This window comes from Herbaspirillum rhizosphaerae, from assembly GCF_001189965.1.
GTDB lineage: Bacteria > Pseudomonadota > Gammaproteobacteria > Burkholderiales > Burkholderiaceae_D > Herbaspirillum > Herbaspirillum rhizosphaerae.
The window spans coordinates 234,527-253,450 of sequence record NZ_LFLU01000004.1 but is presented as its reverse complement, the minus strand read 5'-3'; the positions used below and the strand labels follow the sequence as shown (position 1 = coordinate 253,450).

General features: G+C 60.1%; 14 protein-coding genes and 2 tRNA genes. 8 read left to right on the top strand and 8 right to left on the bottom strand.

The features are described 5' to 3' along the window. Positions 1 to 4: 4 nt before the first annotated feature. The 4 genes from moeA to AKL25_RS08405 all read right to left on the bottom strand — a co-directional run bounded on the left by moeA (position 5) and on the right by AKL25_RS08405 (position 6,436). On the bottom strand, positions 5 to 1,291 hold the full coding sequence (gene moeA / locus AKL25_RS08420) for a molybdopterin molybdotransferase MoeA (protein ID WP_050477193.1): 1,287 nt from the start codon (positions 1,289 to 1,291) through the stop codon (positions 5 to 7). Beyond that, entirely contained in the window at positions 1,288 to 1,998 is a 711-nt protein-coding gene (gene mobA, locus AKL25_RS08415) for a molybdenum cofactor guanylyltransferase MobA (protein ID WP_050477192.1), read from the bottom strand. Before mobA ends, moeA begins: the two co-directional genes overlap by 4 nt. Further along, complete coding sequence (gene moaA, locus AKL25_RS08410; protein WP_050477191.1) at positions 1,995 to 3,119, bottom strand: GTP 3',8-cyclase MoaA; 1,125 nt, start codon at positions 3,117 to 3,119, stop codon at positions 1,995 to 1,997. The genes mobA and moaA overlap by 4 nt, the downstream gene beginning before the upstream one ends. A gap of 245 nt (positions 3,120 to 3,364) precedes the next feature. Next, positions 3,365 to 6,436, bottom strand: coding sequence for an Rne/Rng family ribonuclease (locus AKL25_RS08405; RefSeq protein ID WP_050477190.1), 3,072 nt, complete (start codon positions 6,434 to 6,436; stop codon positions 3,365 to 3,367). Positions 6,437 to 7,122: 686 nt separating this feature from the next. On the opposite strand from AKL25_RS08405, the gene AKL25_RS08400 reads away from it, so the two are divergent. The 5 genes from AKL25_RS08400 to AKL25_RS08380 all read left to right on the top strand — a co-directional run bounded on the left by AKL25_RS08400 (position 7,123) and on the right by AKL25_RS08380 (position 11,352). Continuing rightward, positions 7,123 to 8,157, top strand: a complete 1,035-nt coding sequence (locus tag AKL25_RS08400; protein WP_050477189.1) for an RluA family pseudouridine synthase — start codon at positions 7,123 to 7,125, stop codon at positions 8,155 to 8,157. A 56-nt stretch (positions 8,158 to 8,213) separates the two neighbouring features. Next, the gene (locus AKL25_RS08395; protein WP_050477188.1) at positions 8,214 to 8,873 is read left to right on the top strand and encodes an HAD-IA family hydrolase; all 660 of its coding nucleotides are present in this window, start codon (positions 8,214 to 8,216) and stop codon (positions 8,871 to 8,873) included. Between the two features lie 31 nt (positions 8,874 to 8,904). Then, positions 8,905 to 9,276: a Rieske (2Fe-2S) protein gene (locus tag AKL25_RS08390; RefSeq protein WP_050477187.1), complete on the top strand. Its 372-nt coding sequence runs from the start codon at positions 8,905 to 8,907 to the stop codon at positions 9,274 to 9,276. A 70-nt stretch (positions 9,277 to 9,346) separates the two neighbouring features. Continuing rightward, positions 9,347 to 10,390 (top strand): S49 family peptidase, encoded by a 1,044-nt coding sequence (locus AKL25_RS08385; protein WP_050477186.1) that lies wholly within the window; start codon positions 9,347 to 9,349, stop codon positions 10,388 to 10,390. An 80-nt stretch (positions 10,391 to 10,470) separates the two neighbouring features. Further along, a complete protein-coding gene (locus AKL25_RS08380; RefSeq protein ID WP_050477185.1) occupies positions 10,471 to 11,352 on the top strand; it encodes an alpha/beta hydrolase in 882 nt (293 codons plus the stop codon). A gap of 8 nt (positions 11,353 to 11,360) precedes the next feature. Here AKL25_RS08380 and AKL25_RS08375 read toward each other — a convergent pair whose 3' ends face one another. Beyond that, positions 11,361 to 12,113, bottom strand: a complete 753-nt coding sequence (locus tag AKL25_RS08375) for an SAM-dependent methyltransferase (RefSeq protein WP_050477184.1) — start codon at positions 12,111 to 12,113, stop codon at positions 11,361 to 11,363. Between the two features lie 260 nt (positions 12,114 to 12,373). Between AKL25_RS08375 and AKL25_RS08370 the strand changes: the two genes are divergently transcribed. Then, the gene (locus AKL25_RS08370) at positions 12,374 to 13,831 is read left to right on the top strand and encodes a Ppx/GppA phosphatase family protein (RefSeq protein WP_050477183.1); all 1,458 of its coding nucleotides are present in this window, start codon (positions 12,374 to 12,376) and stop codon (positions 13,829 to 13,831) included. Between the two features lie 102 nt (positions 13,832 to 13,933). Here the strand turns inward: AKL25_RS08370 and AKL25_RS08365 are convergent, their stop codons facing one another. Together AKL25_RS08365 and AKL25_RS08360 are read right to left on the bottom strand one after the other, a co-directional pair. Then, positions 13,934 to 15,592, bottom strand: a complete 1,659-nt coding sequence (locus tag AKL25_RS08365) for a peptide chain release factor 3 (RefSeq protein ID WP_050477182.1) — start codon at positions 15,590 to 15,592, stop codon at positions 13,934 to 13,936. 248 nt (positions 15,593 to 15,840) lie between these two features. Beyond that, positions 15,841 to 17,247, bottom strand: coding sequence for a DUF3300 domain-containing protein (locus AKL25_RS08360; RefSeq protein ID WP_050477181.1), 1,407 nt, complete (start codon positions 17,245 to 17,247; stop codon positions 15,841 to 15,843). Between the two features lie 380 nt (positions 17,248 to 17,627). Here AKL25_RS08360 and AKL25_RS08355 point away from each other — a divergent pair. After that, positions 17,628 to 17,704 (top strand) — tRNA-Pro (locus tag AKL25_RS08355). An 86-nt stretch (positions 17,705 to 17,790) separates the two neighbouring features. Beyond that, positions 17,791 to 17,867 (top strand) — tRNA-Arg (locus tag AKL25_RS08350). Positions 17,868 to 17,989: 122 nt separating this feature from the next. Here the strand turns inward: AKL25_RS08350 and AKL25_RS08345 are convergent. After that, positions 17,990 to 18,784, bottom strand: coding sequence for an amino acid ABC transporter substrate-binding protein (locus AKL25_RS08345; RefSeq protein WP_240475686.1), 795 nt, complete (start codon positions 18,782 to 18,784; stop codon positions 17,990 to 17,992). Between the last annotated feature and the right edge of the window lie 140 nt (positions 18,785 to 18,924).

Genomic DNA, 18,924 nt, shown 5'->3' with positions numbered 1-18,924 from the left:
CCCGTTACGTCAAGCCGTCGAACAGCACGACTTGCACCGCGTCGCCGGCGGCCACGTCGCCTTGTGCGTCATCCAGCACGATGATGCAGTTGGCGTCCGACATGGAGCGCAAGATGCCGGAACCCTGGGCGCCGGTCAGCCGCACTTTCCATTCGCCGTCATCATCGGCCGCCAGGATGCCGCGCTGGTATTCGGTGCGGCCCGGTTTCTTGCGTATGGCGGACAAGGATTTCACCTTCAACCGCGGCAGCGGACTGGCGGTGGCGCCGGACATGCGCAGCAAGGCATCGCGCACGAAAAAATAGAAGCTGACCATGACCGCCACCGGATTGCCTGGCAGGCCGAACAGGTAAGCGCCGCGGCCTTGCGAGGCAATACGGCCGAAGGCCATCGGGCGACCGGGACGCATGCCGATTTTCCAGAACAGCATGTCGCCCAGTTTGGTCATGGTCTGCTTGGTGTAGTCGGCGGCGCCGACCGATACGCCGCCCGAGGTGATGACGGCGTCGGCATGTTCGCAGGCGCTGCGAAAGGCGGCTTCCATCGCCACCGGATCGTCTTTGACGACGCCCATGTCGATGATGTCGCAACCGAGGCGCGTCAGCATGCCGTACAGCGTATAGCGATTGGAGTCGTAGACGCAGCCGGGATCCAGCGGCTCGCCGACCGAGCGCAATTCGTCGCCGGTGGAAAAGAAGGCCACGCGCAGACGCCGCTTGACGCCGACTTCGGCGACGCCCAGCGAGGCCAGCAAACCGATATCGGCCGGACGCAGGATCTTGCCGGCGCGCAGCGCGACCTGGCCGTCGCGCAAATCTTCTCCACGCAGGCGCCGGTTGTCGCCGCGGCGCACACGGCCGGCCGGAATGGTCACGGAGGTGTCGCCGGCGTTCTCGGTAAATTCTTGCGGGATGACGGTGTCGCAATCGGCAGGCATGGCAGCGCCGGTCATGATACGCACGCATTCGCCGCCGGCGACGGCGCCGTCGAAGCGTTGGCCGGCATGCACACTGCCGACGATGCGCAAGCTCAGCGTCTTGGCGTCGGCCAGATCGTCGCCGCGCAGGGCGTAGCCGTCCATGGCGGAATTGTCGTTGGCCGGGACATCGATGGTCGAGACGATGTCAGTCGCCAGCGTGCGGTCGAGGGCGCTACGGATGGCGACCTGTTCCACCGAGGCGATCGGCTGTACGAAGTCGTGGATGATCTTCTGCGCTTGCGGCACGGTCATGGCGTCGGGGTCGTAACCCGAAACGCAGCTGACGATGTCGGACAGGGAGAGCTGAGTCATTTATTCTGATTCCAGTTTTTCGATTCTGCTGATTTTGCTGATTTTGCTGTTTTTGCTGATTCTGCTATTTGATTCCCGCCCAATTCCAATGCCTGCAGCTCCTGCAAGGTATTGACGTTGCTGAAAGCGGCTTCGTCGTCGAAATGCACTTCGGCGGTATGGATGGCGGCAAACCAGCGGTCCATCTTGCGGCCGTCTTCCTGCAAAAATTGCGACAGCGACGGCAGCAGCGTTTTTTTCAGCAGGCAGAACACCGGATGGCGTTGCTGCTGGTCATCGTGGCCGGTTACCGCGAGCGCTGCGTCGGCGTTGTCCTGTGCCAGCCCTTCGGCGAGCCTGGCAACAAGGTCTGCGGGCAGCAATGGCGAATCGCAGGGGACGGCGGCCAGGTAGTCGGTAGTGCAATGCGTCAGGCCGCTGTGCAGCCCCGCCAGCGGGCCGGGAAAGTCCGAAAGGAGGTCGGGCCACACCGGGGCGTCAAAGCCGGCTCCCAGCGCCGCATAGTCGTTCTGATGGCGATTGGCATTGATGGCGAGGCGATGCACCTGCGCGGAAAGACGCTCCAGCGCATGCGCCGCCAGGGGCTTGCCGCGAAACGCCTGCAAGCCTTTGTCGACGTGCCCCATGCGGCTGCCGCGTCCGCCGGCCAGTATCAATCCTGTGGTCAGTCCCGTAATCTGCCGAGGCGCGATAGGCACGGCGATCACCCGCCGATATACGACATTTCCACCTTGCGGACTTGCGGCATGGATGTCGTGGACGAGCCCTTGTTTTCGCTGCGCAGTTCGGAATAGCGATCGCCGCGCCGGCGCCACAGGCCGGCGATGGCGGATGAAATCTCGGCATCGCTGCGGTCGCCGCGCAGCAGGCCGCGCAAGTCGTGGCCTTCGCTGGCGAACAGGCAGGTGTAGATCTTGCCTTCGGTGGACAGGCGCGCGCGGCTGCAATCGTGGCAGAAAGCCTGCGTCACGCTGGAGATGACGCCGATTTCGCCGCTGCCGTCCTTGTAGCGCCAGCGCTGTGCGGTTTCACCGGCGTAGTTGGCATCGATTGCTTCCAGCGGCATTTCGGCGTGGATGCGCGCGACGACGTCGCTGGACGGCACGACTTCATCCATGCGCCAGCCGTTGGAGCTGCCGACGTCCATGTATTCGATGAAGCGCAGGACGAATGGCGTGTTCTTGAAATAGCGCGCCATGGGCAGGATTTCGTGATCGTTGACGCCTTTTTTGACCACCATGTTGATCTTGATCGGACCCAGGCCGACCTTGTGCGCGACTTCCAGGCCGTGCAGGATCTGGGAGACCGAGACGTCGACATCGTTCATGCGTTTGAAGTTGGCGTCGTCCAGCGCATCCAGCGACACGGTGACGCGTTTCAGGCCGGCGTCTTTCAAGGCCTGCGCCTTTTGCGCCAGCAGGGTGCCGTTGGTGGTCAGGGTCAGGTCGAGTTCGCGGCCGTCGGGCGTCCTGATCGCATGCAGCATGCCGATCAGGCGCTCCAGGTGCTTGCGCAGCAGCGGCTCGCCGCCGGTCAGGCGGATCTTTTCGACGCCGTGGGCAGCGAACAGCGTGGCCAGACGGGTGATTTCTTCAAAAGACAGCAGCGAGGCGTGCGGCAAGAAGCTGTAATCCTTGTCGAACACTTCCTTGGGCATGCAGTAGACGCAGCGGAAGTTGCAGCGGTCGGTGACCGAAATGCGCAGGTCGTGCAGCGGTCGCATCAAGGCATCGGTCAGAAAACCGGTCGGAGCTTCCAGCAGCGCGGGAATGGCTGCGGAGCCGCCGATCGGGCGTTCGTCGAAGATGGGAATGATGCGCTTGTTCATACTCGCTACGATAGCACGAGGCCGGGGATTAGACAGTGTACAGAACCAATATCCGCAGCAAGGCACAGCGTATAGTTGCGCGGGATTTTTGTTTCTGAACGGCAAAAAATGCCGATTGCAGTCATTGCGCGTGCAGGCGGTTTCTGCTTGTTTTATTACCGAAACGGCAGACGAGAAAAAAGGGAGTTTTCACTCCCTTTTTTCATTCAGTGCAGCGTCGGCATCAGTGCATGCCGACGGATGCATCAACGACGGGTTTCGACCTGAACCAGCGGATCAGTCGATTGCGGCGGCAATGGCTTGCGTTCGCGCGGCACGTGCACCGGCGGCACGATCTGGGCGGCGGCAGCCTGGGCGGCGCGCAGCTTTTCCGGATCGGTGCTTGCCAGGGTCAGGCCGGCCGACGACAGCATGTCGTGCAGGTCATTCCATTGCTGCTTGCCGTTGGCGGCTGGCGCAGCGGCCTGGACAGTTGCCTGAGCCGGCGCAGGGGCAGGGGCGGCAACAACTGGTGCCGGAGCAGCTTCAACCGGTGCTGCTTCCACGGCTGCCGGAGCAGCTGCTTCAGGCAACAGGCTGATTTGTTGCGGTGCTGCCGGTGCTTCGGCGACGACAGGAGCCGGGGCCGGTGCAACTGGGGCAGTTTCCACAACAGATTCAGCAACAGGTTCAGCAAAAACCGGAGCAGGAGCCACAGGCGCTTCCGCAGCGATCACGACCGGTTCCTGAACAGGTGCAGGTGTCGGTGCAGTTTCGACTGCAGGTGCTGCTGCAACAGGCTCGGCGGCAGGAGTGACGACCGGGGCAACGGCGGGAGCCGCCACTTCAGCAACCGTATTCACCACTGCTGGTGTTGTCGGTGCTGCCGGGGCTTTCTCGTACCAAGGGCGTTCTGCTGCATCGTCAGCCGGAGCTGCCGCTTGTGCCGCAACTGGTGCCGACTCTTCGCCGTCTGCCAGTTCGCCTTCAGCGTTTTCACCGCCGACGTTATCGCCTTGTTCGCGATCACGACGATTACGGTTACGGCCGCCGCGACGACGACGACGACGTGGTTCTCCTTCTTCGGTCGTACCTTCGACTTGATTGCCGACGACTTGCGCGGATTCGGCGCCTTCGACTGCTACGGCAGCGACACCGGTTGCCAGTGCGGCTTCCAATGGCAACGCCTCGTCAGCTTTCGGCAGATCCTTGCGCTCTTCGCGTGGTGGACGCGGTTGGCGTGGCGGACGCGGTTCGCGTGCTTCGGTACCTTCGCGCGGCTCGCGGTTTTCACGGGCTTCGCGTGGCTGGCGAGGTTCGCGCGGTTCACGATTTTCGCGATCGCCGCGGCCTTCTGCGCCTTCGCGCGGCTCGCGCGGTTCACGCGCTTCCTTCGGCTCACGCGGTGGGCGCGGCTGACGCGCCGGTTTGGCTTCAGCGTCCTGCTTGCCGGATTCTTCGCGGGCATTCTTTTCCGGTGCAGCGCCGTCGCGTTCTTCGCGCTCGTTGCGGCCGCGGCCGTTACGGTTGCGACCATTGCGGTTGCGGCCGTTACGGTCGGCGTGTTCGCGCTTTTGCGGGGTCTTGGTTTCAACCGGAGCGGCGACAGGTGTTGGTTCTGCCGGCTTGGCGCGGAAGAAGCTCCAGATCTTGCTGAAGAAGCCCGATTCCGGCGCCAGCGTCGGCGCCGGTTCTGCCGGAGCAGCGACCTTGCGTTCGACGATAGGGGCAGGCTGGTCGGGGGTGATGCCCTTGACGACGGCTTCCTGGCGCGGCTTGACGTCTTCCTTCTGGCGCTTGCTGTAACCGATGTCGGTTTCGGCTTGTTCGGCCATGGCGTAGCTGGCTTGGGCGTCGTCCAGGCGCGGATCGTCGTGCTTGATGCGCTCGAGCTTGTAGTGCGGGGTTTCCAGATGCTTGTTCGGGATCATGATGACCGTCACGCGGTGGCGTGTTTCGATCTTCAGGATTTCGCCGCGCTTTTCGTTGAGCAGGAAAGCGGCGACGTCGACCGGCGCCTGCACATGGATGGCGGCGGAGTTTTCCTTCATTGCTTCTTCCTGGATGATGCGCAGGACTTGCAATGCGGACGATTCGGTATCGCGGATGTGGCCGGTGCCGTTGCAGCGCGGGCAGGTCACGTGGCTGCCTTCGGACAGCGACGGACGCAGGCGCTGGCGCGACAATTCCATCAGGCCGAAGCGCGAGATCTTGCCCATCTGGACGCGGGCACGGTCGTGGTGCAGGGCGTCTTTCAGGCGGGATTCGACTTCGCGCTGGTTCTTGGCGTTTTCCATGTCGATGAAGTCGATGACGATCAGGCCGCCCAGATCGCGCAAGCGCAATTGGCGGGCCACTTCGTCGGCGGCTTCAAGGTTGGTGTAGAACGCGGTGGTTTCGATGTCGGAACCGCGGGTGGCGCGGGCCGAGTTGACGTCGACCGAAACCAGGGCTTCGGTGTGGTCGATCACGATGGCGCCGCCGGAAGGCAACGGCACGGTGCGCGAGTAGGCGGTTTCGATCTGGTGTTCGATCTGGAAGCGCGAGAACAGCGGCACGTCGTCGTGATAGCGCTTGACGCGGTGAACCATGTCCGGCATCACGTGCGCCATGAACTGCTGGGCTTGTTCGTGGATGTCGTCGGTGTCGATCAGGATTTCGCCGATGTCAGGCTGGAAATAGTCGCGGATCGCGCGGATCACCAGCGAGGATTCCTGATAAATCAGGAACGCGCCGGAACCGGACTGGCCGGCGCCTTCGATGGCGCGCCAGAGTTGCATCAGGTAGTTCAGATCCCACTGCAGTTCGTCGACGTTGCGGCCGATGCCTGCGGTGCGGGCGATGACGGACATGCCGTTGGGCAGGTCCAGCTTGTCCATGGTTTCGCGCAGTTCCTGGCGATCTTCACCTTCGACACGGCGGGAAACGCCGCCGCCGCGCGGGTTGTTCGGCATCAGGACCAGGTAGCGGCCGGCCAGGGAGATGAACGAGGTCAGGGCTGCGCCCTTGTTGCCGCGTTCTTCCTTCTCGACCTGGACAATGATTTCCTGGCCTTCGCGCAGGGCTTCCTTGATGGAAGCATTGCGGACATCGATGCCTTCCTTGAAATAGGTGCGGGCAACTTCCTTGAACGGCAAGAAGCCGTGGCGTTCTTCGCCGTAATTGACGAAGCAGGCTTCCAGGGAAGGTTCGATGCGGGTAATGACGCCTTTGTAAATGTTGGATTTACGCTGTTCGCGTCCGGTGGCTTCAATATCGATGTCGATCAGTTTTTGACCGTCAACGATGGCTACGCGCAACTCTTCCTGCTGCGTAGCGTTGAACAACATACGTTTCATGTTTTTCACTCCGTGGCACTGAGGCCGTAATGGCGCTTTTTAAAAGTACGCCATAAGTACAAGGATGTACGCGAGAACGAAGTGATTGGGGGAGGGAATTGCCTTAGTGTGTGGAGTGCGCCTTGGCGGCGGCACTCATGCACAACGGGGCGCGGATGCGGTGAACCGGGAAGCCGAGCAACTCCGTATCCACGCTTGCCGTTCCGCATGAGGCGGTCACGGTCGCTGTGGACGGTAAGTTGTCATCAAGAGCCAAACGAAGCATTTTTCTAAAAGTTGGCAAATCGGCGAATCGGGTTCACTTGCATCAACCGGCAAGCACTTCGTTTTTCAACTGAAGGTCTTGCCAGACTTTATCCTGATAATCCAAACACATCTGTTCAACATCCAAGTGCGTTATCCGATTGCAACTGCGGTGCAAACTGGACTCGCGCAGGGATGATGCGTACACGTTTTTGAGGAACCGTCCAATCCGCGCGGAGAAATGTCGCGTCCACAATGTCTTCGTAGGGTGTACGAGGCTTGCCGACAGGACCCTGTCGCCGCATGCTGCGATTTTTCGTGGTTCCCCCCATCAAATTTGCAAATTAGCGAGGCTGATGAAGACGCCTCTGTGTAGAATGGTCTTTTTTATTCTTACACTGACACCGGTTTTCTGACCAGCGTCGAGCGATTATATATTCAAAATGAAGGACTTAGCGAGATTTTCTGGGAAGACGCCTGAAAAGCCTGAATCACCAGCGTCTACCCAATCTGCACCTGCTTCGCCGCAAGTCCAGCTGCTCACGATTTCGGAAGAGGAAGCCGGTCAACGCATCGACAATTTCCTCTTGCGCGTCTGCAAGGGCGTGCCCAAAAGCCATATCTACCGTGTCCTGCGCTCCGGCGAAGTACGTGTCAACAAGGGCCGTATCGACCAGACTTATCGTCTGCAAGACGGGGACGTCCTGCGCGTGCCGCCGATCCGTATTGCCGAAAAGGCATCGGCCGCCGTCGCCCCCGGCGCGGAATTCAAGATATTGCTGGAAGATAATCATCTGCTGGTGATCGACAAGCCTGCCGGCGTTGCCGTGCATGGCGGTTCGGGCGTCAGTTATGGTGTCATCGAGCAACTGCGCGCCTCGCGCCCGGACGCCAAATTCCTGGAACTGGTGCATCGTCTCGACCGCGACACCTCGGGAGTTTTGTTGCTGGCCAAGAAACGTTCTGCACTGACCAACCTGCACGAGCAGATCCGCGACGGCCTGACCGACAAGCGCTATCTGACGCTGGTGCATGGCGACTGGAAGAATGCGCGCCAGCACATCAAGCTGCCGCTGCACAAATACAGCACTGCCGACGGCGAACGCCGCGTGCGCGTGCAGGATGACGGCCAGGCTTCGCACACCGTGTTTTCGCTGATTCGCCGCTATGGCGAATTTGCCTTGCTCGAAGCGGAACTGAAAACCGGTCGCACCCATCAGATACGCGTGCATTTGTCGGCCAGCGGTTTTGCCATCGTGGGCGACGACAAGTACGGCGATTTCACGCTGAACAAAGCATTGCAGAAGGCGGACGGCGAACGCGTCGCCTTCAAGCGCATGTTCTTGCATGCGCACCAGATCAGTTTTACGCATCCGGACAGCGGCAAGACGGTGACGCTCAAGGCAGGCTTGCCGCCGGAGTGCCTGCGCTTCCTGAAAAGCCTGGATGCAAACGACGCCGGGGCGGAGACTGCCTGATCGGGACTGTGGCCAGCCGCCGGTACACCTATTTTGATTATGTTGAAAAGTGAGACATGGCAAGAAAGCAATTTGATTTAATCGTGTTCGACTGGGACGGCACGCTGATGGACAGCACGTCGACCATCGTCAGGTGCATCCAGGCAGCCGCCCGCGATCTGGGCTTGCCGATTCCCGACAAAAGCGCTGCTTCCTACGTGATCGGCCTGGGTTTGCAGGATGCGATGCAGGCGGCGATTCCCGATGTCGATCCCAAGTACTACCCGCGCATCGTGGAGCGCTACCGTCACCACTACCTCGGCCAGGACAAGGACCTGACCCTGTTCGACGGCGTCAAGGAGATGCTGGAGGATCTCGGGCAGCAAGGCTATTTCCTGGCGGTCGCCACCGGCAAGAGCCGGGTCGGTCTGAATCGTGCGCTCAACAGCACCAAGCTGCTGTCGATGTTCGATGCGACGCGTTGCGCCGACGAAACTTTCTCCAAGCCGCATCCTGCCATGCTGCAGGAACTCACGCGCGAACTGGGCCAGGAGATGAACCGCACGCTGATGATCGGCGACACCACGCACGATCTGCAGATGGCCATTAATGCAGGTGCGGCCGGGGTTGCGGTAGAATTCGGCGCGCATCCGGTCGAGCAGTTGCAGGCGCTGAATCCGCTGTATAGCGCCGGTTCGATCAAGGTCCTGCATCAGTGGCTCAACGAAAACGCTTAGCAACGCATGGCAACATCGGGGGAAACCTGCAATGGATGAAGTAGCGATTCCGGTATGTGATTCGGCTGACATCGAAGAAGGCGGCAAAGGCAAGCGCTTTGCCGTGTCGGTGCATGGCGACGACGCGACCGGTTTCGTGGTGCGTTACGGCGGTGCGGTGTACGGTTATCTGAATCGCTGCGCGCACGTGCCGATCGAACTCGACTGGGACGAAGGCGAGTTCTTCGAATCCAGCGGCCTGTATATCATGTGCGCCACCCATGGCGCCGTGTATGCGCCGGAGACCGGAAAATGCGAAGGCGGCCCTTGCCGCGGCGCGCGTTTGCGTAAAATCACGGTGTTCGAGAAAGACGGCGGCATCTTCTGGACGCCCGATGATTATGTAAGGCCCGCGCTGGCATAAGCCATGCGGGAACCCAGGCAGCCGAAGCCGGCATGTTGGCTTTCTTCGGGCTGTCTATCAGAGTGACGATATGAGCAATAACGAATTCGAAAATCCTCAAGCGCAACCGCCGCAAACTCCTGCATCGCCGCCGCCGGTGCCGCCTACTACCGGAACATCGGCCGCTGCCGACGACAAAAAGGGCGGCTGGGAGCGCGACGTGCTGGAAAAGCTGGCGCTGTTCGCCGTCAAGGAGCAGCGCGCACGCCGCCGCTGGAGCATTTTCTTCAAGATCGCCGGACTGGCCGTGTTCGTCTTCGTGATCTGGACCGCATTCAATTACACCAAGTCGGACGCGGAGCCGGTCGGCACGCATACCGCGCTGGTTGAAATCAACGGCACCATCGAGGCCGAAGGCCGCGGTTCGGCCGCAGCGGTGATCCCGGCGCTGGACAAGGCCTTCGCCGCCGACGATTCGATGGGCGTCATCCTCAAGATCAACAGCCCCGGCGGCAGCCCGGTGCAAGCCGGCATGATCAACGATGAAATCGTGCGCCTGCGCAAGGAATATCCGAAGAAGCCGCTGTACGTGGTGGTGGAAGAAATGTGCGCATCCGGCGGGTATTACATCGCTGCCGCGGCCGACAAGATTTACGTCAACAAGGCCAGCATCGTCGGCTCCATCGGCGTGTTGATGGACGGCTTCGGCTTCACCGGCCTGATGGACAAGGTCGGCGTCGAGCGCCGTCTGCTGACTGCCGGCGAGAACAAGGGCTTCATGGATCCGTTCAGCCCGCAAAACGCCAAGCAAAAGGAATACGCCCAGCAAATGCTGAGCGACATTCACCAGCAATTCATCGACGCCGTGCGCAAGGGCCGCGGCCAGCGCCTGAAGGAAACGCCGGAAACTTTCTCCGGCCTGTTCTGGATCGGCTCCAAAGCGGTTGAAATGGGCCTGGCCGACGGCTACGGCACCGTCGACAGCGTGGCGCGCGACGTGATCAAGGCGGAAGACCTGGTCGATTACACCCAGACCGAAGGTCTGCCTGAGCGCGTGCTGAAGAAGTTCGGCGTAGCGGTCGGCAGCGGCGTCGCCAAGTCGATGTTGTCGGGCGGCGCGATTCAGTTGCGTTAGTTGGGGTATATTTGCTCATGAAAAGGCGACGGCTTCGTCGCCTTTTTTCATCGGCAACGAATTCAATGCAGGAGGCTGCAATGCATGCGATCAGACATCCGGGGAGTCTTGCTCTTGTCGCTGGAGTGCTTCGTGTGCTCCGAGCGTTTGCCCTGATCATCTTGCTGGCGCCGTTTGCCGTGGCGACAGCATGGTCGCAGGAAAATCCGGCGCCACAGTTCTCCCGTCAGGTTGTCGACTTGCCGACACGTCCCGGCGCGACGCAGCGCTTTATTTATCTGGCTCCTCCGCATCCCGTCGCATCCGTGATCTTGTTTTCAGGAGGAGACGGGATTTTGCGTATCTCTCCCGAAGGGAAATTGGACGCCGGACGAGGTAATTTTCTCGTGCGTACGCGTCAGCTATTTGTTAAGCACGGATTTGCCGTTGCCGTCGTGGATGCGCCGTCGGACCGGCAATCGTATCCGTTTCTCACCGGCTTTCGCGAGACTCCCCAGCATGTTGAAGACATCAAGGCTGTCATGGCATGGCTGCGTCAACAATCGGAAATCCCGGTCTGGCTGGTCGGTACCAGCCGCGGCACGCAGTCTGCCGCCTTTATCTCGACGCAATTGGACAAGGCCGGCGGCGGCCCGGACGGACTGGTCCTGACGTCGACCCTTCTGCGCGAGAACAGGGGCGGGAGCGCCGTCCCCGACATGCCGCTGCAGCGTCTGCGCATTCCCGTGCTGGTTCTGCATCACGAGCAGGATAACTGCAAGGTCTGTGCATTCAGCGACGTGCCGCGTCTGATGGATGCGCTGAGCGCGGTGCCTGAAAAAGAACTGATCAGCGTGCGTGGCGGGATCAGCAAGGGCGATCCTTGCGAAGCCATGGCCTATCACGGCTACAACGGCATTGAGCAGGAAGTCGTGACGCGTATTGCTGACTGGATTAACGCCAGCATGGGGCGCAAGCAGTGACCTGATTGTTAGTCTGCCAGCAGCAAAAACACGGTAGGTTTCTTGTGAAAGTCCGGCGTTTTGCCCGCAGCGATATCGTTTTTCCATTTGCCGGCCGTCTGCGTCTTGATGGCTTCGCTCGCCAGCGTCAGATCGGTGGCGACGCTGATGAGCGTCGTACCGTTGCAGGCAGTGGCCAGCGCTTCCAGCATGGCGCCGTTGCGATAGGGCGTCTCGATCAGTAATTGCGTCTGCTTTTCCTGGCGCGAGCGCTCTTCCAGTTGCTTGATGCGTTTGGCGCGTTGCGCCGCGTCGGTCGGCAGATAGCCGTTGAAGGCGAAGCTCTGGCCGTTCAGGCCGCTGCTCATCACCGCCAGCAACAAGGACGAGGGGCCGACCAGCGGGCGCACCTGTATGCCTTGCTGATGCGCCAGCCGGACCAGATTGGCGCCAGGATCGGCCACCGCCGGCACGCCGGCTTCCGAAATCAATCCTGCATCTTGCCCCGCCAGCAACGGCGCCAGCAAAGCCGGCAGCGCCGCCGCTTCGGTGTTGACGTTGAGTTCGGCGATCTTGATTTCCTGCAAAGGTTTGCTCAACGGATAATTGGCGTTGATCAGTTTCAGGAAGGCGCGCGTGGTCTTGGCGTTTTCCGCGACAAAATAGTCGAGGCGTGCGGCAAGCGCCTGCACTTCGGCCGGCAGGATGGAGGCGAGTACATCGCCGTCCGCCGTGTCGGCCGGACCCAGGGTGTTGGGTACGAGATAAAGAATACCGGGCATGTTTAAATCGTTAAAATATGGGCTGGCGCTATTAGACCTTATTTCCCCGTTGGCTGCGAGCATGTTTGTATTGCCCGATGTATGCAAGGCCGCGTATCTGCCGGCTTTTCAAGATGACGAGAAGGTCTTTTGCGATGTATTGTCAGATTCGTGCGGATGTCATGAAACTGTCATGCTAGGCAACTATTGTGTCAGTTCGCCAGCATTTTTTAAAATTTGCTAAATAATTTCCGGAAATACCCCCGATTGAAAGGGATTGAATGTTTGCAGCAGTAGATCTTGGCTCCAACAGCTTCCGTATGCACATAGGCAAGCATGAGGGTGATTCGATACGCGTGATCAAGAGTGCGCGCGACCCCATCCGCCTGGCAGCCGGCTTGGACAAGAACGGGAAGCTGACGCCGCAGGCCATCGCCGGCGCGGTCGAATCCCTGGCGCGTTTCCGTACCATCCTGCGCGATTACCAGCTGGACGCGGTGCGCGTGGTGGCCACCAATACCTTGCGCGTGGCCAAGAATGCACATGAGTTCCTGCCTGACGCCGAGCGCGCCATCGGCTATCCGGTGGAAATCATTTCCGGCGAGGAAGAAGGCCGCCTGATTTACATGGGTGTCGCCGGCGCCCTGGCGCTGCCGGATGAGGACCGCCTGGTGATCGACATCGGCGGCGGTTCCACCGAAGTCATCCTCGGTCGCGGCAGCGACATCAAGCGGGTTGAATCCTTCGGCATCGGCACGGTGAATCAGAGTCAGGCATTTTTCTCCGACGGCGTCATCGACGAAGAATCCTTTGAACGCGCCATCCTGTCGGCGCGCTCGCATGTGGAAGACGCCGTCGTGCCGTTCGGCGCCCAGCATCGCAGCAAGGTCTATGGATCGTCCGGCACCATGCGCGCGATCGCCGACACGATTGCCCGCAACGGCATGGGCGACGGTCGCGTCACGCCGGCCAGCGTTGAAGAACTGAAGCAGCGCCTGATCGCCTTCGGCCACGCCAGCAATATCGAACTCACCGGCATGAAACCGGACCGCGCGCTGGTCATCATGGGCGGTCTGGCCGTGTTGATCGGCTTGATGCAGGAGCTGAACATCTCCGTGATCACGCCGGTGGAAGCCGGTCTGCGCATGGGCGTGATGTGGGACTTGCAATTGCGCGCCACGCAGCGCGATCGCCGTGAGCAATCGGTGGATGATTTCAGCCGCCGTTTCCATATCGATGAGTTGCGCGCGCGCCAGGTGGCAGAGACGGCGCTCGGATTTTTCGAGATGCTCAAGCCCGGCAACGAGGTCTATTCCAAGTACCTGAACTGGAGCGCCTTGCTGCACGAAGCCGGTCTGGTGGTGTCGCAAAGCAGTTACCACAAGCATTCGTCCTATCTGATCGCAAATGCCGATCTGCCCGGATTCACTACCCGCGAGCAGCGCGTGATGAGCACGCTGATCCTCGGTCAGAAAGGCAATCTGCGCAAAATCGGCGAGGTGCTGTCCGATGCCGATTTCGCCAAGGCGGTGCTGGCCTTGCGTCTGGCGGTGATGTTCATGCACTCGCACATCACGCTGGATTGGGACGATATTCGCCTGAAGATGAAAAATCGCATCGATCTGGAAATCAAGAGCGACTGGGTGCGGAACCACCCGACGGTGTCGTACTGGATGCAGAAAGAGCAGGAATGGTGGAGCGGCGTCGGCGTCGACTTCTCGATTCGCGTGAATGCCTGATGCGTTGATTGTCTGGCGATTATCTCGCCGGCCTCACCGGTCATAAAAAATCCCCGCATCTGGCGGGGATTTTTTATTGCGGCGCGGGCGGTCCCGATATGCTCAATCCAGCTTGGCGGCGTGTTCGCGCGTCGCGTGGAAGGTGACTTCCGGCCAGCGTTCCTGCGTCAGGCGCAGGTTGACGCCTGAGGTCGCCAGGTAGGCCAGGTTGCCGGCGGCATCGTGCGCCAGGTTGAAGCCGGCCGAGGATTTCTCGAAATCGGCCAGCATCTTCTTGTCTTCGCAGGTCACCCAGCGTGCGCTGCTGATGCTGGTGCCTTCGAACACGGCGTCGACGCCGTATTCGTTGAGCAGGCGGCTCGCCACGACTTCAAACTGCAGCACGCCGACTGCGCCGAGGATCAGGTCGCTGTTGTTGGTCGGCTTGAAGACCTGCACTGCGCCTTCTTCGCCGAGCTGCTGCAAGCCCTTGTGCAACTGCTTGATCTTGAGCGGATTGCGGATGCGCGCGACGCGGAAGAAATCCGGCGCGAAGTAGGGGATGCCGGTGAACTGCAGCAGTTCGCCTTCGGAGAAACTGTCGCCGATCTGCATGTTGCCGTGGTTCGGCAAGCCGATGATGTCGCCGGCGTAGGCCTCTTCCACCTGTTCGCGGCTCGATGCCATGAAGGTCACCACCGATGACACCTTGATCTCGCGGTTCAGGCGCAGATGCTTGAGCTTCATGCCGCGCTCGAAGCGGCCGGAGCACACGCGCAGGAAGGCGATGCGGTCGCGGTGAGCCGGGTCCATGTTGGCCTGGATCTTGAACACGAAGCCGGAAAACGGCGCTTCGTTCGGCGCCACGCTGCGCACGGTGGCGTCGCGTCCGCCCGGACCCGGCGCCCAGTCGAGCAGGGCGTTGAGGATTTCGCGTACGCCGAAGTTGTTGATCGCTGAACCGAAGAACACCGGCGTCTGGATGCCGGCCAGGAAGTCTTCCAGGCTGAACGGATGCGATGCGCCATGCACCAGCTCGACTTCCATCTTGAGCTGTTCGATTTCCAGTGGGAACATTTCCACCAGTTTGGGATTGTCGATGCCCTTGATGATTTCGACGCTGCCGTCGGCGCGCTCTTCGCCGGCCTTGAATAGCATGATTTCGTCGCGCAGCAGGTGATACACGCCGCGGAAATTCTTGCCCATGCCGATCGGCCAGGTCACCGGCGCGCATTGAATCTTCAGTACCGATTCCAGTTCATCCAGCAGCTCAAGCGGGTCGCGGGTTTCGCGGTCCATCTTGTTCATGAAGGTGATGATCGGCGTGTTGCGCATGCGGCAGACGTTGAGCAGCTTGATGGTCTGTTCTTCCACGCCTTTGGCGGCGTCGATCACCATCAGGGCGGAGTCGACCGCCGTCAGCACGCGGTAGGTGTCTTCCGAGAAGTCCTGGTGGCCCGGGGTGTCGAGCAGATTGACCACATGGTCGCGGTATTCGAACTGCATCACCGAGCTGGCCACCGAGATGCCGCGCTGCTTTTCGATTTCCATCCAGTCGGAGGTGGCGTGGCGACCGCTCTTGCGCGCCTTGACGGTGCCGGCCAGCTGGATCGCGCCCGAGAACAGCAGCAGTTTTTCAGTCAGCGTCGTCTTGCCCGCATCGGGGTGGGAAATAATGCCGAAGGTGCGGCGGCGCGCCACTTCGCGCGCGATCAGCTCAAGCGGAGCCTTGCTGCGCGAGCCGGCGTCTTCGTTCTCGAAATCGGAAGTAATGTCTTGCATCGTGAGTCGGTGGGTCGTAAGGCGTTAGCGATGAGAGCCATGAGCGGACTGCGCGGTCATTGAGAGCGAGGTCGCTGGTATGGATGTGACGGAAACGAAAAAGGGCTGGAGGATCCAACCCTTCGGATAGCGTCTGGTCACGTCTCGGAAGCCGAGATTATAGCGTATTCAGCGCCGTATTCAGCCAAGTTCGTCGGCCCGCGCGTCAGTCTGCTCGCCTCATGTTGCAGCCGGGCATTGCCTGTCTGCTACTTGTCGTCACGGCGATTGGCGCGTTCATCGCGTTGCGGCCGTTGTTCGGGGCGTGGCGCCGCTTCCTGTCTTTCAGGAGGACGTGGCGCCGGTGCGCGAACTTCGGGCGCCGGGCGTTGTTGCGGCTGCTGGGCATGCTGTTCCGGGCGTTCCTGACGATGTTCGTTTTCCTGGCGAACCGGACGGGCCGGCGGCATCTGCGGTGCGGGCGGGGCCGCATGCGCCTGTGGCGCCGGTTGCGGACGAGGCGCGGCTTGTTGCGCTTGAGGCGGATTGTTCGGCGCCATCAGCGCTTGCGGAGGCCGTGCCTGCGGCGGCCGTTGCTCGTTGTGCGGATTGCGGTCGGGACGGTCGCGATTGTCATGATTGTCGCGATTGTCATGATTGTCGCGATTGTCACGCCCTGCGGTAACCGGCGGCTGGCCCGGACGCTGTTCCGGACGCGCCGGCACCGGTGCTACCGCCGGCATGGGCGCATTCTGCACATGGGGTGCCGGTGCGGGAGGGGCGGCAGGTGCGACATTCGGGCGCGACACATTACCGACGTCCGGACGGCGATCATTCGGGCCATTGCGGCGATTGTGCTGCCACACCACAGGCTGGTTGTTGACAGTGACATTCCTGGTCACGTTGTTGGTGACGTTGACGTTATTGATGCGCACATTGTTTACCAGCACATGATGTTGCCGCCAGTCGGGGCGGGCGTCGCTGTAGACCGAGCGGACGATGCCGGTTCCCGCGCCGAAGAATATGCCGACGTTGATCGAAACGTTATAGTTGGGCGGACGATAGCGTGGCGGCGGCGCCCAATAGACAGGAGGGCGCTGCGGCCACCACCAGCCGCCGTACACGACGGTCGGATTGTAATAAGGCACATAGATCACCTGCGGATTGACCGGTTCGATCACGATGATCTGATCTTGTTCCAGGATGCGTTGCTGGTCGCTCGATTGCAGGTTGCCGGCGATTTGCGCTTTGACGCGCAGGTTTTGCACGGTGTCCATCACGTTGGCCTGTTGCGACAGGAAAGCGTCGCCCAGGCGCTGCGTCCAGTCCAGCTTGTCATTCATCATCGCCAGCACGGAAGGGAATTGCGCCAGCGACTTGACGCTGGGATCCCACGGCATCGGCGCAATGGCGCGCGCCAGGCCGTCGCCTTGCAGGCCGGGGCGGCTGTCCATGAAGCGGGCGGCTTGCACCACTTCCAGCGGATAGGTTGCCGCCATCAATACTTGCGCCAACAGAGAGTCGGGGTAGAGGGCGATCGGCGCCAGCATCTGATCCAGGTCTTCCTGGGTAAACACGGCCGGCGGACGATTCATGTCTTGCGCGGAGACTTGCGACATGCCGGACGCCAGCGAAAAAATTGCTGTGGCGATCCAGGCGAGGCTTTTTTTATTCACGAGATTTCTCCTGACGGTGCGGTGGTGCGAATAGTGCAGCTAAGGTGCAACTGAGTCAGTCGTCAATTCATGTTCGTTTCAGAAAGTCGCGCAGTAAAAAATATAAGAAGTTGCGCGTGCTGAAATCGAATGACGACTATTGATCGCATGCATGCAGTTATCTTCGATCAGGAAAGCGAAACAAGGTGTAACCAAACTGCAAGGAGTGTTTCAGCATTCAAACGCAGACGGAGATTGAGATTGCGCACGATGGAGAATGTCGGAGATGTCTGACGGACAAACACGTGAGGGGCGTAGGCAGAGAAAAAAGTAAAATATTTGAAGAAAAATGTGAAGAAGGTGTTGACCGAATACCCCTATCGGGATATTATCTCGCTTCTCGGAGTGTAGCGCAGCCCGGTAGCGCACCTGGTTTGGGACCAGGGGGTCCAAGGTTCGAATCCTTGTACTCCGACCACACATAAACGGGCTGTCGAAAGACAGCCCGTTTTCATTTCCGAAGACGATTTCAAGTAGCGTATTTTTTACTTGGCTCCTCTTGATCTGCCCTTAGCTCAACCGGATAGAGCAATGGCCTTCTAAGCCATAGGTTAGGGGTTCGATTCCCTTAGGGCAGGCCACTTCTTCTAAATAGTTTCCGGTTTTAATTCAAACTCGACGCGTCCTGCGATTCGACTCTTTTTCTTCTTTTTGTTTTTCATTCAAGGCCCTGATTTGGCCGCCGATTTGCGGTCAACGCAATTCAATTGGTGATCTTGTCTGTCGGGTAGCGTAGCGAGTCGCGCAGCATGTAATTCATCGGCATGTTCAGCGATCTGCGATCGGGCCCGATGGGTTGCATGAACCAGCGGTTATAGAGCCTGACGATTTCTCCGCTGGCGACGAGTTTGGCCATTTGCCGGTCGACCATTTTCTTGAATTCGGGATCGTCTTTTCGAAACATGATGGCGTAGGGTTCGACGGACAGCGATACGCCTGTAATGACGAGCTTGTCCGGATTGTTGGCGCTCGCGCGCGCGCCGTACAGCAAAATCTCATCCATGATGAAGGCATCGGCAAGACCTTGTTCGAGCATTCTGACGCATTCCTGGTCGGAGTCCAGTTCGGTGATGCTCAGGTTGAGTGCAACAATGTTGCTGCGTTTGGTGACGATGTCGGTTATTCCGGTACTTTTGGTCGTGACGATGCGCTTGTTGCGCAGGTCGCTCCAATCCTTGATGCCGGAATTCATTCGTACCAGCATGCGTACGCTCGTAAAGAAATGCGGAATGGTGAACGAGAATTTCTTGCGCCGCTCGGCGTTATTGGTGCTGACGCTGCATTCGAGATCGGCACGATTGTTGAGCAGCGCGCTGAAACGAGTGTCCATGTTGACGGGGAAAAACTGAACCTTGAGAGTGGGGAGCTTCATCTCCTGCCTGATGCCTTGTACGATCTTCAGGCAAATGTCGATGGAATAGCCGCTGACTTCGCCATCCGGTTCGATGAGCACGAAGGGCGACAGGTTATCGACCACGCCCATGAAAGCCACGACCACGGTGCGCTTGTCCTGGATTCTCTTGATGGTTTCGCTTGCGCCGGCAAAGGGAGGGAGTATGCAGATGAGCAGTATCCACGCAAGAAACCGAAGGCGAAGAGGAGTGAGGCGGGAAAGAGTCTGATCGCGCATTTCAAAGA